This is a genomic window from Sinomonas sp. G460-2 (assembly GCF_047759905.1).
GTDB lineage: Bacteria > Actinomycetota > Actinomycetes > Actinomycetales > Micrococcaceae > Sinomonas.
In genome coordinates this window covers 15465-29589 of sequence record NZ_JBKZWT010000019.1, presented here as the reverse complement: position 1 = coordinate 29589, position 14125 = coordinate 15465, and the positions used below count along the sequence as shown (strand labels likewise).

General features: G+C 69.0%; 15 protein-coding genes. 8 read left to right on the top strand and 7 right to left on the bottom strand.

Annotated features, from left to right (window positions below):
* Together ACLN58_RS04115 and ACLN58_RS04110 are read right to left on the bottom strand one after the other, a co-directional pair.
* Nucleotides 1-485: nuclear transport factor 2 family protein (locus tag ACLN58_RS04115; protein WP_415854011.1), on the bottom strand; the 485-nt coding region annotated here is incomplete at its 3' end.
* 86 nt (nt 486-571) lie between these two features.
* Nucleotides 572-1993 (bottom strand): MDR family MFS transporter, encoded by a 1422-nt coding sequence (locus ACLN58_RS04110; protein WP_415854010.1) that lies wholly within the window; start codon nt 1991-1993, stop codon nt 572-574.
* A 91-nt stretch (nt 1994-2084) separates the two neighbouring features.
* Here ACLN58_RS04110 and ACLN58_RS04105 point away from each other — a divergent pair, with 91 nt between their 5' ends.
* Nucleotides 2085-2708, top strand: coding sequence for a TetR/AcrR family transcriptional regulator (locus tag ACLN58_RS04105; protein ID WP_415854009.1), 624 nt, complete (start codon nt 2085-2087; stop codon nt 2706-2708).
* A gap of 34 nt (nt 2709-2742) precedes the next feature.
* Here ACLN58_RS04105 and ACLN58_RS04100 read toward each other — a convergent pair whose 3' ends face one another.
* Nucleotides 2743-3342: a cation transporter gene (locus ACLN58_RS04100; protein ID WP_415854008.1), complete on the bottom strand. Its 600-nt coding sequence runs from the start codon at nt 3340-3342 to the stop codon at nt 2743-2745.
* Nucleotides 3343-3530: 188 nt separating this feature from the next.
* On the opposite strand from ACLN58_RS04100, the gene ACLN58_RS04095 reads away from it, so the two are divergent.
* From ACLN58_RS04095 to manD, 3 genes are all read left to right on the top strand, one after another.
* Entirely contained in the window at nt 3531-3869 is a 339-nt protein-coding gene (locus ACLN58_RS04095; RefSeq protein WP_415854007.1) for a histone-like nucleoid-structuring protein Lsr2, read from the top strand.
* 173 nt (nt 3870-4042) lie between these two features.
* Nucleotides 4043-5440, top strand: coding sequence for an MFS transporter (locus ACLN58_RS04090; RefSeq protein WP_415854006.1), 1398 nt, complete (start codon nt 4043-4045; stop codon nt 5438-5440).
* A gap of 149 nt (nt 5441-5589) precedes the next feature.
* The gene (gene manD / locus ACLN58_RS04085; protein ID WP_415854005.1) at nt 5590-6801 is read left to right on the top strand and encodes a D-mannonate dehydratase ManD; all 1212 of its coding nucleotides are present in this window, start codon (nt 5590-5592) and stop codon (nt 6799-6801) included.
* 261 nt (nt 6802-7062) lie between these two features.
* On the opposite strand, the gene ACLN58_RS04080 is transcribed toward manD, so the two are convergent.
* Together ACLN58_RS04080 and ACLN58_RS04075 are read right to left on the bottom strand one after the other, a co-directional pair.
* Nucleotides 7063-7296, bottom strand: coding sequence for a hypothetical protein (locus ACLN58_RS04080; protein ID WP_415854004.1), 234 nt, complete (start codon nt 7294-7296; stop codon nt 7063-7065).
* A 238-nt stretch (nt 7297-7534) separates the two neighbouring features.
* Nucleotides 7535-8662: a hypothetical protein gene (locus ACLN58_RS04075; protein ID WP_415854003.1), complete on the bottom strand. Its 1128-nt coding sequence runs from the start codon at nt 8660-8662 to the stop codon at nt 7535-7537.
* 331 nt (nt 8663-8993) lie between these two features.
* Between ACLN58_RS04075 and ACLN58_RS04070 the strand changes: the two genes are divergently transcribed.
* From ACLN58_RS04070 to ACLN58_RS04060, 3 genes are all read left to right on the top strand, one after another.
* Nucleotides 8994-11297, top strand: a complete 2304-nt coding sequence (locus tag ACLN58_RS04070) for a family 78 glycoside hydrolase catalytic domain (protein ID WP_415854002.1) — start codon at nt 8994-8996, stop codon at nt 11295-11297.
* 164 nt (nt 11298-11461) lie between these two features.
* Nucleotides 11462-11728, top strand: coding sequence for a hypothetical protein (locus ACLN58_RS04065; protein ID WP_415854001.1), 267 nt, complete (start codon nt 11462-11464; stop codon nt 11726-11728).
* Between the two features lie 152 nt (nt 11729-11880).
* A complete protein-coding gene (locus ACLN58_RS04060) occupies nt 11881-12174 on the top strand; it encodes a helicase associated domain-containing protein (RefSeq protein WP_415854000.1) in 294 nt (97 codons plus the stop codon).
* 47 nt (nt 12175-12221) lie between these two features.
* Here the strand turns inward: ACLN58_RS04060 and ACLN58_RS04055 are convergent, their stop codons facing one another.
* Entirely contained in the window at nt 12222-12689 is a 468-nt protein-coding gene (locus tag ACLN58_RS04055; protein WP_415853999.1) for a hypothetical protein, read from the bottom strand.
* Nucleotides 12690-12905: 216 nt separating this feature from the next.
* Between ACLN58_RS04055 and ACLN58_RS04050 the strand changes: the two genes are divergently transcribed.
* On the top strand, nt 12906-13505 hold the full coding sequence (locus ACLN58_RS04050) for a hypothetical protein (RefSeq protein ID WP_415853998.1): 600 nt from the start codon (nt 12906-12908) through the stop codon (nt 13503-13505).
* A gap of 19 nt (nt 13506-13524) precedes the next feature.
* Here ACLN58_RS04050 and ACLN58_RS04045 read toward each other — a convergent pair whose 3' ends face one another.
* Nucleotides 13525-14118, bottom strand: a complete 594-nt coding sequence (locus ACLN58_RS04045; RefSeq protein ID WP_415853997.1) for a DUF2510 domain-containing protein — start codon at nt 14116-14118, stop codon at nt 13525-13527.
* Nucleotides 14119-14125: the final 7 nt, after the last annotated feature.

Sequence of the window (14125 nt, the reverse complement as noted above, 5' to 3'; positions counted from 1 at the left end):
CGTACGACGTCGAGACCTACCTTCGCAGGCTCCACGAAGAGGGCCGCTGACCCGACCGGGACCGCCGGGATCACCCCCCGCGCTTCTCCTCCTTGAGCCACGGGGCCGTTTCGCCGGGCGCGATGAGTGGCCCGCTGAGCTGGACGTTCGCGATGACCCAGCCCTCGTCCTGGCGAACGAGGACGACGAGCACGCGGAACGAGGCACTCGCGTCGGGCCACGGTCTTCTGCCGCTGGACGGCCTCGACGAGCGCGGTGTCGCCGTAGTGGCGCACGTGCGGCTCGAGAATCTCGAACTCCTCGTTGACCACATCGCCGCGGTGCCGCTGCGCCCAGCGGTCCTTGTCGAGGACGAAGCCCACGGGCCCGATGCCCTGGAAGTCGTCGGCGAACAGGGGGCCGTACGCGTCGACGTCGCCTGAGAGCTCGGCCGAAGCCCAGGCCTGCACGAGGTCGAGGACCTCAGTTGTGGTGGTGGTTTCCATGGTGGTGCTCCTTTCCTGGGTGTTTCTTGTGGGTGTTTCTTGTGGGTGTTTCTTGTGGGTTTCTTGTGGGGGTTTCTCGGGGGATTTCAGCCAGTCGCAGTTGGGCGTGGAGGCGGAAGCAAGGCGGCGAGCGGCAGGGCGAGGACGACGGCGGCAACCGGCAGCCAGAAGACCGCACCGAACGCATCGGCCACCTGGGCGGAGGAGTGGGCGCCGGCGAGCAGGCTCCCGAGCACGACCGCACACGTCGCGGTCCCGAGGGCGCCGCCCATGCGCTGGACGATGTTGAGCGTGGCCGTCGCCCGGGGAATGGCCGCGCGGTCGACCGCAGAGTACGCCGCGGTGTTCAACGGCGTCATCGTGCAGCCCGTGCCGAGACCCGCGACGAACAGGGCCCCGACGAGTACCGCAAGGTGCGGATCGGCAGGCGAGAGCGTGTAGGCGGCGAGCCCGGCGGCCATGAGCACGGCGCCCGCGAGGACCACGGCCCGGCCGCGACCCCGATCGATGAGCGGCCCCGTGGCGTAGAGCGCGATCGCGGCACCGGCACCCTGCGGGATGAGCAGGAGCCCGGTCAGGCCCGGCGCGAGCCCCCTGGCCTGCTGATAGTAGAGCGGCAGGAGGAGCATCGAGCCGATCAGCACGGCGCCGAGGAGGAACTGGCAGAGCGCCGCCGCCGTGAACGTTCGCAGGCCGAAGTGCCTCAGCTCAAGCAGCGGCTCCGGCGCCCGGAACGCCCGCCACACGAACGCCGCGACGAGAACGGCTCCGGCCCCGGCCCACCCCGCCGCGGCTCCGGAGGACTCCGTCACGACGCTGAGCCCGTAAGTCAGCGCAGCGAGGCCGGGCGAGAGCAGCACGAGTCCAGCAACGTCGAGCCGGTGCCCGGGCCGCGGCTCCCCCGCCGGCAGGACTCGAGGCGAGAGGACCAGGACCACGAGCCCGATGGGGATGTTGATGAGGAAGATCCAGCGCCAGTCCGCCGCCGAGACGAGCAGCCCGCCCACCACGGGCCCGAGGACGGGCCCGAGCATCATGGGAATGCTCACGGTGCTCATGGCGCGGCCCATGCGCTCCCGCCCGGCCGACTGCGCGACGAGGGACATGCCTACCGGAACGACCATGCCGCCGCCGAGGCCCTGGACAGCGCGGAACACAATAAGGCTCTCGGCCGACCACGCGAGGCTCGCGAGCGCCGATCCGAGGACGAACAGGGCCACGGCCGCCATCCAGACGCGGCGTCCGCCGAACCTTTCGGCCGCGTAGCCCGTGATCGGGATGACGGCGGTCATCGCCACGAGATACGCGGTGATGACCCACTGGATCTCCGCGATGGGCGCGCCGAACCGCGAGGCGAGCGTGCCGATCGCGACGCTCACCACTGTCGCGTCGAGAACCGTGATGAGCGCGCCCCCGACCACGAGGGCAATGATGCCCGCGAGCTCGGGGCCGAGGCGCGGCGGTGCCATCGCCGTGGCCGGACCAGTGGGGTGCTGGGGCGAAGCCATGCCAACCTCCTTTCATATTTCTAGAGCGACTCAATCTTTATTGTCACTCTAAAGATATGGTGACCCTAGGTCAAGCGGCTACAGTGAGCGCATGACTGAGCAGCTGGGGCTTCGCGAGCGCAAGAAGCTCGAGACGAGGCAGCGGATCGTGGATGCCGCGCTGAAACTCTTCGACGATCGCGGCTTCGAGCGCGTGCCCGTCGCTGAGATCGCGCGCGCGGCGAACGTCTCCGAGGCGACCGTGTTCAACTACTTCCCCAGCAAGGAAGACCTCGTCTACGGCGGAATGCAGGCCTACGAGGACCAGCTCATCGCCGCCGTCGGCTCACGCCCCAAGGACACGAGCGCCGTGGCCGCCTTCCGCGAATTCGTCCTCGAGCCCCGGGGCGCCCTTGCGACCGACGACGGCGCCGCCGCCTCCGTCGTCGCCCGCACCGCGCGCATCATCGCCGGGAGCGAGACGCTCCGGTTCCGCGAGCAGCGCATCGTCGACCAGGCGACCGACGCCCTCGCCGGGCTCATCGAGCGCGACGAGGCCGCGCCGTCGTCCGCCTTGAACGCGTGGGTGACCGCGAACGCGCTCATGGGCGTGAACCGCGCCATGACGCGGCTCGCGCAGCGGCTCGCCGCGGAGGGCAGGGGCGGCGCGGAGATCGGGCGGACGGTGCGCCGGCAGGGTCGCGAGGCCTTCGAGCTCCTCGAGCGGGGAGTGTGAGGCGCGCGTCTGGAAGGTGACGCCTGGGCCCGGGTCACCGAACGAAGGACGCCGTGGCCCCACGGATCGCGTACACGACGACGACGCCCGCGGCCGCGGGGTCAGCCAACCACCAGCCCGACACGAGGTAGCCCACAAGGCCCAGCGTGACGACCGCGGCGAGGCCCGCGAAGACGAGGGTTGCGATCCCTTCCGCAACAAGCACGGGATTGACGGCGGACTGGCCGGCGCGGATCTTCGCGATCGCGAGCACCCCCGCCGCGATCGCGAGCCCGCCGGAGCAGACCGCGCCCTGCAAGGACGGAGCCGGGTGAAGACCCGAGGTGATGATCATCGCGATCGCGGCCGAGACTCCGAGCGCGAGCAGCACAAACGCGGGGCCGATGAGGCGGATCGCCGGATCGCGCCGCGCGCGGTGGGCTCCCTTGAACTCCTTCACGACGACGAGCGAGACGAACGCCTCAACGAGGGCCGTGACGCTCAGTCCGCCCACGGCCGCCGAGCCCGCCCGCAGCCCGACGAAAGCGAGGAGGACGGCCCCGACGATGGCCACCGCGAATGTGCCGTACTGAAGCCTGATGCCGGCTGCGGAGCGCACGGAATCGAGAAGTAGCGGTGCGGTCCTGAGTGCCACTGTGTGCTCCTTCGCCGTGCGCACCTCACATTAGCCCATGAGCATCACAATCGTGCAAATAATCGAGGAGGGACCCTCCTTTGATCGCGGAGAAGCACGGCCGCTCCCGGCGAATTCCAAGGTTTTTAACGGTTTGTTCCCAGACAAATCCTCGATGGGAACGGCATACCGGCCGGTAGCATCGCCACATGGCCACAAAAACGGTAGTGACACTTCATAGCGATCTCTCGGGCGAAGTCCTCGGACACGGGACCGGCGAGTCCCTGACCTTCAGTCTCGATGGGGTCGACTACGAGATGGATCTGACCGCCGATGAGGCCGCCGAGCTCCGCACGGCAATCGCGCCGTACATCGAGGCCGCCAGGAGGGTCGCCGGCTGGAGCGCCACAGTTCGCCGGCTTCGTCCGGCCAAGCCGGACCTCGCGAAGATCCGCGCGTGGGCGGAGGCCCACGGGTACGAGGTCTCGCTCCGCGGCCCCCTCCCCCGGGGTGTCCTCAAGGCCTTCGACGAGGCTCACGCAGTCTGACCCCCAGCTCCACGCGAACGACGGCGGCTCGCCCCTGAGGTGAGCCGTTGCGGGTCTCGGCATCCATTGACACACTTGCATGGCAGTGCTTGTATGTAAGTTGTCCGACGCTGCCGGCGCGCTCGCGCTCGCAGGGCGGATCTTCCCCCTTCATCGCTGCAAAGGAGCACGAGATGTCCGAGAAGACCGCCTCTCGCGAGGCAAATCCGGTCAAGAGGAGTACCAGCGAACTGGCCAAGGCCGCCGTGTCAGGATGGCTCGGAACGGCCATGGAGTTCATGGACTTCCAGCTGTATTCGCTCGCCGCCGCCCTCGTCTTCAACAAGATCTTCTTCCCTGACGTGAGCCCGGTGATCGGCCTCATCGCGGCCATGGCCACGTACGGCGTGGGGTACGTGGCCCGCCTGGTCGGGGCGATCTACTTCGGCCGCATGGGCGACAGGATCGGCCGCAAGAAGGTCCTCTTCCTGACCATCGCCCTCATGGGCGCCTCGACCACGCTCATCGGCGTCCTGCCCACGTACCAGATGATCGGCATCTGGGCGCCAATCCTCCTCGTGGCGCTCCGGCTCATCCAGGGCTTCGGCGCAGGAGCCGAGATCGCGGGCGCGTCGGTCATGCTCGCCGAGTACGCCCCGGCCAAGAGGCGCGGCCTCATCTCGTCCCTCGTCTCGCTCGGCACGAACTCGGGAACGCTCGCGGCCTCGGGCCTCTGGGCGCTGCTCGTGAGTGCGCTCCCCAGCGATCAGCTGCTCTCGTGGGGCTGGCGCGTGCCGTTCCTCGCGAGCTTCATCGTGATGCTCTTCGCGGTGTGGGTGCGCCGCTCGCTCAAGGAGAGCCCGGTCTTCGAGGACCGCGCGGACGTGGTCGACGGCGTCGCCCTCAACAAGTCGGAGCTCGCGGCCAAGGCGGAGATCACCGCCGCCAACGCTCCCGAGCAGGGCGTCCTCGAGAAGGCGCTCCGCCAGCGGAAGGGCAAGTCCTTCCTCATCGCCCTGGGCCTCCGCTTCGGCCAGGCCGGCAACTCGGGCCTCGTCCAGACGTTCCTCGTGGGCTACCTCGCCACGGTCCTCATGGCGGACAAGGCCCTCGGCACCACCGCGATCATGTACGGCTCGATCGTCGGCTTCGCGACGGTTCCGTTCATCGGCTGGCTCGGCGACAAGTACGGTCGCCGCACGCTCTACATGGCGCTCAGCGCCCTCACCATCCTGTTCGCCGTGCCCATGATGCTCATGATCACGAGCGGCAACCCGACGCTTATCCTCATCGGCATGATCGTGGGCCTCAACCTCGGCGTCCTGAGCCTGTTCGCGATGGAGAGCGTCACGATGGCCGAGTTCTTCGGCGCGCGCACCCGCTTCACCCAACTTGCCCTCGCCAAGGAGATCGGCGGAATCCTGACCACGGCCATCGGCCCGGTCCTCGCCGCGACCCTCACCGCCATCACGGGCCACTGGTGGCCGCTCGCCGCGATGCTCGTCGCTTACTCGGCCGTCACCCTCATCGCAGCGATCGTCGGCCCCGAGGTGCGCGGGCGCGATCTCGTGAAGCTCGAGGACGCCATCTGACCTCGCGGGGTGCGCCGGGGGTATCCCGGGCGCACTCCCCGCCCACGCGCCCCACCACCCGAACCCGCCCGGCCCCTCTCACCCACCCCGCCCCTTTCTCACCCACCCCGCCGCTTCTCACCCGCCCCACCGCCCTTAAGGACCACCCCGTGAAGATCACCGACGCCAGAGTTGTGGTGTCCTCCCCCGGACGCAACTACGTCACGCTCGTCATCGAGACCGAGGACGGACTGACCGGAATCGGGGACGCGACCCTGAACGGCCGGGAGCTCGCGGTCGCGTCCTACCTCCGCGATCACCTCTGCCCGCTGCTCATCGGCCGCGATGCCCGGCGCATCGAGGAGACGTGGCAGTACTTCTACAAGGGCGCCTACTGGCGCCGCGGCCCGGTGACCATGACCGCGATCGCCGCGATCGACGTCGCCCTCTGGGACATCAAGGGCAAGGCCGCCGGGATGCCGGTGTACGACCTCCTCGGCGGCGCGGCCCGCGAGGGCGTCATGGTGTACGGGCACGCGAGCGGCTCGACGCTCCGCGAGCTCAGCGCGGATTTCCAGCACCACCGCGACCTCGGCTACAGGGCGATCCGCGCGCAGGCTGCGATCCCGGGGATTGACAAGACGTACGGCATCGCCCCCGCCGACGGCAAGCTCTACGAGCCCGCGAGCGGCGAGGTCCCCCAGGAGGACACATGGGAGACCACGGCGTACCTCGACTTCGCGCCGACCATGATGGCCCACCTCCGCGAGGAGTTCGGCTACGGCGTCCACGTGCTCCATGACGTCCACCATCGGCTCACCCCGATCGAGGCCGGGCGGCTCGGCGCATCGCTCGAACCCTTCCGCCCGTTCTGGATCGAGGACCCCACCCCTGCAGAGGACCAGAGCGCCTTCCGCACCATCCGCCAACATACGACGACGCCCCTCGCCGTAGGCGAGATCTTCAACTCGATCTGGGATTGCCAGCAGCTCATCACGGAGCGGCTCATCGACTATGTGCGGGCGTCCGTCTCCCACGCTGGCGGCATCACGCACCTTCGGCGCATCTTCTCTCTCGCGGACCTCTACGGCGTGCGGTCCGGCTCGCACGGCGCGGGCGATCTCTCCCCTGTCTCATTCGCCGCGGCGCTCCACGTTGACCTGAGCATCCCGAACTTCGGGATCCAGGAGTACATGGGCCACCGCGAACCCGCCGACGAGGTCTTCACGACCTCCTACTCCTTCCAAGACGGCTACATGCACCCTGGAACGGCGCCCGGGCTCGGGGTCGAATTCAACGAGGAGGCGGCCGCGCGGTTCCCCTTCAGCCCCAAGTACCTGCCCATCAACCGGCGGCTCGACGGGTCAATTCACGACTGGTGACCAGCCTCCCCCGCGCTCGCTCGTACGGCGTCGGACTGCTCCTTGCGGAACAACGGCCAGGCAAGAAAGTTGCGGACCGTCACAGGATCTCCTCCTCGACCCGGCCCCACCTGGCCAGCGCGCGTTGTGTGGGATCTTTCAGGGTCCAACGGCCCTGCCGCGCACCCTCGGCAGGTGCCACCATGGGCGCGCGGCCGCAAAGGGTCCCGGCGCCGTAATCCTCCCCCAGCACGGCGCCGGAGCCCCGACCTGTTGATGCCGTTACTTCGCGAACCTCTGCTGTGCTGCCTGGCGCGACGTATCGAGGGCGGCGCCGATGACCGTCCACGAGTCGCCCGCTTCCCGCGCCGCTGCGACCGCAGCGCGGAGTTCCGCCTCCGCCTGCTCCAGCCCCTTCCGGGCGGTGATGATCCTCCGGAAGCTGGCGGCATCGCGGGCCGGATTCTCTGCTGGATCGAGCGCGTCGAGTCCCGCGTCAGCCTCGTTCCGATGCATCGTCTCCCCCTTAACCGTCCACACTGTCAAGGTAACCTTGACATGCATCTAAGTCAATGCGACGCGGGCCTAGGTGCTTCTCGCCCCCCGAGGAGAGCGCAAGATCGTCGAGGGCGTCGTCGGGTATCGGCGCGGCCCGAAGGAAAGGGGCGACCCACCCCGCGAAGCTAACGAGGACGTCGGACCGCAACGGACGACGGCGGCCGCTCACCTACGCCCCGGCCCACCCGCGCGTTTCTCAGAGCGAGCCGGAGAGGCTCTTCAGCAGCGCAGCCTGGCTGCTCGTGAGGGCCTTGCCCGTCTGCGCATCAACCTGGTTGCCGAAGGCGTGAATGACGTTGTCCTTCGCCTTCGACTGCCCGCGGATTGCGGAGGACTTTGCCGCAGCGAGCTTGTCGCACAGGCCCTGGGTGACGTCGGGATTGGTAGAGAAGGTGCCGGTCAGAGCGCAAAGGCTGTCGTAGCCGACGGTGACGGTGAAGGACGTCGTCGCCGTGCCGGCATTGCCCGCCATGTCCGCCGCATTCGCCGTGTAGGAATGCGTGCCGAGCGCCAGTTGCCAGGCAGGCTGGGAGACGACACCGGGGCAGCTGGTCGACGCGACGCCCGAGGTGCTGTCGGTGGCGTTGCACGTGATGTTGACAGTGTCGGCCACGGTGAAGCTCCCGGGGTTCCCGCTGAAGGCAATCGCGGGCGGCGTCGCGTCACGCATGATCGTGACGCTCCTCGTGCTGGTGCCGCCGGCCGACGTCGCGGTGCACGTGAACACCTGCCCGGTGGTGTCGGCCGTGACGGTGGTGCTCGAGCACCCAGACTCGGCGGTGATCGCCGATTCCGGGTCGGTCACGTTCCACGAGACGCCGACGTCGGAGGTGTACCAGCCATTGCTGCCCATCGTGCCCGTGATGGTCGGCGTGATCACCGGGGGCGTCGAATCGTGAGGCGTGAGGGCGAGAGTGCCGACCATCACCTGCGAGTAGTCGAAGTTCCTTCCGAAGACCGTGAACCCGTAGGTGTCGCCAGCGGCTGCATGCACGTCGAGGGTCCCGGAGTAGGAGAACCCACACGCGGCGCCGCCGCTCACCATAGGAGTCCACGTCGTGACCCCGTTGTGGGTGACGAACTCCCGGACCTCCACGGAGGCCATGAACCAGGAGTGGCAGCCGCTGATCTTCCAGTCGTAGGTCGTGTCGACGGGCGCCGCCGCGGTCGCCTCGAACGTCCACGTGAGCCCGCCGTATTCAGCTGAGGTGTGCCCTGCGTTGTACGAGAACGAGAGGCTGCCCCCGTTCTCCGCGACGGTCGCCGTCCCAGGGCCGGAGGCCGTCCACGTATCCGCCGCGTTCGCCGTCAGGGGGAACCCCAAGATTCCCGCCGTTGCGAGCGCGAGCAGCAACAGTAACCGGGTCGCTCCGCGCGCGCCCGCCAAACATGCCTTCATAGTGTTCCTCCCCATCGCCGGGCTGTCCCGTTCCCCCGGACGAGAGGGACTTTACATGTACAACAGCCTGAGGCACAGGGCTTCCGCAATCGATGACGCCCGCGATCGCATGCGGGCTCAGGGGTGGGTGAGCAACCAGGCTCGCAGCGGCCTCGACGTGCCCACGAAACCACTGACCGTGTGATCCATCTCATGCTACGGTTGCCTCGACGGTTCTGAATCGGTTCAATTCCCTCGACCCTCACCACGGAGCTCAATGATGACTGCTTGGCATGCCCGCCTCGTCTCCCCCGATGCCGAGTTCGGCGGCGCCCCGCTGCTGCGTGGGGAGTTCCGCCTCGACGAAGGCCATGGCGACGTGGCCTCGGCGACGCTCTTCGTCTCCGCGCTCGGGGTGGTCGAGGCGTGGGTCAATGGTCAGCGGGCATCAGCGGACCTGCTGACCCCGGGCTGGACCTCCTATGAGTGGCGGCTCCGGTATGCGGAGTTGGACGTGACCTCGCGCGTCGGTCCGACGACGGTGGTGGGGCTCTCCTTGGGCAATGGCTGGTACCGCGGTCGGCTCACGTGGAGCGGCGGCTCGGCGTTCTACGGGGACGAGCTCGCCGGGTTCGCCGAGCTCCGTGTCCGGTTCGCGGACGGGCACGAGCAGGTGTTCGGGACCGATTCCTCCTGGACCGCGGGGCCCTCGGCGACCACGGCGAACGATCTCTACGACGGCCAGGACATCGACGCGCGGGCGTACGACGGCGCGTGGCTGGCTCCCGGGTTCGCCTCGCCGGCCTGGGTGGGCGTCCACGAGCGTGACGACGACCTATCCCGCCTTGAGCCCTACGTCGGCCCGCCCGTGCGACGGGTCGCCGAGCTCGCGCCGGTGAAAGCCTGGGAGTCCCCGTCGGGGAAGGCGCTCGTGGACTTCGGTCAGAACCTCGTCGGCTGGATCCGCACCGCGGTCACCGGTCCGGACGGCTCGGTCGTGACGCTGCGGCACGCCGAGGTGCTCGAGCGCGGCGAGCTCGGCACGCGCCCGCTGCGCTCGGCGAAGGCCACGGACCGGTTTACACTCTCGGGCGCGGCCGACGTGTTCGAGCCGACGTCCACGTTCCACGGCTTCCGCTACGCCGAGGTCGAGGGCTGGCCCGGCGGGATCGAGGCCCTCCGGGCGGACTTGGCGGCGGGAGGCGGGCTCACCGCCGTCGTCGTTTCCTCGGATCTGCGCCGTACGGGCCGCTTCGAGACCTCGAACCCGCTGCTGAACCGGCTGCACGAGAACGCCGTCTGGGGCATGCGCGGCAACTTCGTCGACGTGCCGACCGACTGCCCACAGCGCGACGAGCGGCTCGGCTGGACCGGAGACCTCGCGGCATTCGCACCGAGCGCGTGCTTCCTCTTCGACTCGCGCGACTTCCTGCGCGACTGGCTCCGCGACCTCGCCCTCGAGCAAGACCACCAGGACGGCCTCGTCCCCTACGTAGTCCCGGACGTGCTCAAGTACGTCGAGCACCCGGCGGAGTTCCCCGTCCCGGACACCACCGCGGTGTGGAGCGACGCTGCAGTCTGGGTCCCGTGGGCGGCGTGGACCGCATACGGCGACTCGCGCGTGCTCGAGGAGGCCTACCCCTCGATGACCGCCCACGCCCGCCGCGTGCGCAGCAAACTCTCCGCGAACGGGCTCTGGGACACGGGCTTCCAGTTCGGCGACTGGCTCGACCCCGACGCCGCCCCTGACCGGCCCGCCGCGGCCAAGGCCGACCCGCACGTCGTCGCGACCCTCTGCGCCTATCGGACTGCGGTGCTCGTGGCCCAGACCGCCGGGATCATCGGCGACGCGGACGCCGAGACCGAGTTCCGCGTCATGGCCACCGGCCTGCGCGCCGCGTTCACCGAGCACTACCTCAACGACGGCCTCATCGCGAGCGACTGCACCACCGTCTACGCCCTCGCCATCGCCTTCGGCATCCTCGGCGACGCCGACCGCGAGTTCGCGGGCCGCCGCCTCGCCGAGCTCGTCGAGGCCGCCGGGCACCGCATCTCGACCGGATTCGCCGGGACCCCGTTCGTCACCGACGCCCTCACTGCGACCGGCCACCTCGACACGGCCTACCGGCTCCTGCTCCAGACCGAGAACCCGTCGTGGCTCTACCCCGTGACGATGGGCGCGACGACCATCTGGGAGCGCTGGGACTCGATGCTCCCCGACGGCACGATCAACCCGGGCGAGATGACGAGCTTCAACCACTATGCGCTCGGCGCCGTCGTCGATTGGCTCCACCGCGTGGTCGGCGGCCTCGCTCCCCTCGAACCCGGCTACCGGCGCATCCTCGTCGCGCCCCAGCCCGGCGGGGACCTCGAGTGGGCCGAAACGAGCCTCGACACACCGCACGGCCACGCGTCCGTGCGCTGGGAACTCGCCGACGGGATGGTGACCGTCGACGTCGTCGTCCCCGAGGGCACCGAGGCGGTCCTGCGCCTTCCCGGCGCCATGGACGAGACGCTCACACCGGGCCGGCACGAGCGCGCGCTGCCTCTGCAGGCCGCCGCCGTTCGCAGCGTGCAATGACACCCGCGCGCCCTTGGCGCGCCCAACGGGCCCGGAGACGCCCGTCCGGTGTGATTTCGGCCATGTGGGCGACGGTGGGCGACGGCGGTCTTCCGCGAGTTTCCGCGGATCCCGCCTACTCACGAGTCACTTAGCGGCCACGTGAGACGTGTAGCGTGTCCGCCGTGCCTCACACCTGGCTCCAAGAACTCCGCAGGCGCATCGACACCCAGATGACTTCCTGCTCCGCGGATGAGCGCGCGCTGATCGACCACCACCTGATCAGTGCCAACCACTCACCCTGCGACGCCCCCCACGCCGGCCAATGCTTCTGCGGCCGAGCCTGGCCGTGCCTCTGGGTGCGCGAGGCAGCGGCGCGCTACGACGTGGCCGTCGGCCCGTTGTTCGAACGCGCCTTCTCGGTCGCGGTCGCGCTCGTCTCGGCCTCCTAAGCCCGCGTCGCGCCCGGCCCGCGCGGCGCGCAGCCGGCCCCGCCTTCGCTTCCCTCGGGCGACGCCCCGCCGTCACGTGTCATGGCTCACATGAAAGATGCCTTTCAGATGCATAATGTGTGAGCTAGATGGTGAACAAGGGGGGAACATTGGTGGACGAATTCACGAGGCGGGAACTGTCGCGGCAGATCTCCGGCCTTCATAACCCAGTGCTGGGTGGGGACGAGCTGTTCCTCACGACCCTTCAGCGCCTGAGGACGTTCTGCGCGGCGCACGGGCGCGCCCCTGAGCCGGCGGCACCGTCCGTCGAAGAGAACAGGCTCGGGCGGTGGGTCGAGTCCCAGCGGGATGAGGCCCACAGGGGAACGCTCAGCGGCCAGCGCAGGGCGCTCCTGGATGAGGCGCTCGGGCAGGGCTGGGCCCTCGAGGCCATCAAGCGCGGGTGAGGGGCCGTGGCGGCGCCCAACCGGGTGCCGCCACGTAACCCGCCGCGCTACCGGCAATCGAAGGTCATGTTGTTGACCACAAGGACGCCGTTGGCGTTCGTGGTCTGGGTGAATGCTCCGTGGATCGTCAGCGTCGCTGACGGGTCAGCGGTGCTCGTGCCGTTGAAGTTCACGGTCGCATGCTGCACGTTGCTCTGCTTGTTGTCCTCCGAGCCAAACCACTCCTGGAGATGACCGGTCCAGGTCCCCCACGCGCCGTGCCAGAGCGTCGTCAGCGTCACTTGACCCTCGCGCGTCGTGGTGAACCAGTCGCCGTTGTTGTTCACGGTGAAGTGCTGGACCGAGTTGCCGATTCCGGCATACGACGTGGCTCCCGGTCCATCGCACGTCACCGGGATGACGTCCGAGATCTGAGAGCTGTGTTCCGTCCCCGTCGTCGTGGCGAGCGCGGGGCTAGCCCCCGCCGCCGTGATCAAGAGCGCCGCACCCATAGCGGCGCCGATGTGCTTGAGCATTGTCGCTCCTCCTTCGACCGAAGAAGGGACAGCCCGCGCTGCACCCGGTCCGAGGCCGGGCCGAGACCGATGTCCCGATGCCGCACGACGGCGGCGATGGTGTCCGTTGGTGAATGGGTCACCCCAGCTGTTGCGAATGTAGGCCCGCACCGCGGGCCCGTCAACAGATCAGCTGGCCTCTCCCGCCAACCGAGAGCAAGGTCATAGCATCACGACATGGAGTACGCCCCGTCTGACCGGCTGTACCTTGAAGACGACCTCGGCCTCGACGCCGTTTGGCTTGCCCGCCGCATCCACGAAGACCCCGGCCTACTCGGCGTGAGCGACACCGACTTGGACCTCGAGGACGCATTTCCCTCCGTCCGCCCGCACTCGATCACGGCGATCCTGCGCAGCGACGACGCCGGCGTCCGGCACGTCGTCGAGGTGCGGCTCTCCGACGGAGACGTCGAACAGGTCATCCGCGCCCTCGAGCTCTGGTTCGTCGAACAGCGACGGCGGCCGGACCTTGAGCACCAGCCCTCGGTCGTCGCGGAACACATCCCACCCGTCGTGGCCCGCGCCGTGCTCATGGCGCAGGCGATCGCTCCGCTCGGAGCCTTCGAGCTTCACGCCCTCCAGGTCGGGGATGCCCTCGCGCTGCACACCGAGCCAGTCGAAGCCCCCGCCGCCGCGGATCCCGAGGCCGATCGCGAGCTCGCGACGCTCCTCGCCGATGCCATGGAACGCATCGACCCGCAGGGCGCGGCCTACCGCGACGATCTCCGGCTCCGGCTCATCGGCAGGCTGAACCTGCCGGGCGCCGAGCTTCTCTGAGCCTGCCGGTCGGTCCCGCTCAGGTGGAGATCGACGGGGCCATCGTGGAGAACAGGCTGACCATCTTGATCGTCGCGAGGCCGTAGCTGATCACGAAGGCGGCCATGAGCGCCCACACCGGAGCCAGGCCTCTGGGCCGCGCGACCTGGTGGACAATGACGGATCGGCCAATCACGTAGACGATCGGCGAGAGGAACGCCCAGGCCCAGTGGAACGGACGGACCACACCTTCGGCCTCGAGTCGCTTCGTGTCGAGATAGGCGAACCAGATGACCAGCCCATACGCCAGAATGGCGGAGACGAAGATCGCGAAGTAGAGGGGCGTGAAGACGGAGGTCGCGTCGAGGATCCGAACCTGGCTTCGGCCGCTCGTGACCGTCCGGTAGCGGAACGTCGGGTTCCATGCAAGCTCGAGCAAGAGGCTCGTGTAGGGCAGGAACGCGACGAGCCAGATCGTCCAGCGGTAGATTGCAGCCCCGGCGCGGAGCGGCGGGCGCCCGATCATCACCGACGGGCGGTACATCGGCTGGTAGTACGGCGTCCACATCCGGCCGTCCCACCACCGGACCTGCCCCGGGCGGTCCGGGGCCGGATACCAGCCCTGGGCCGGCACGCCCGAT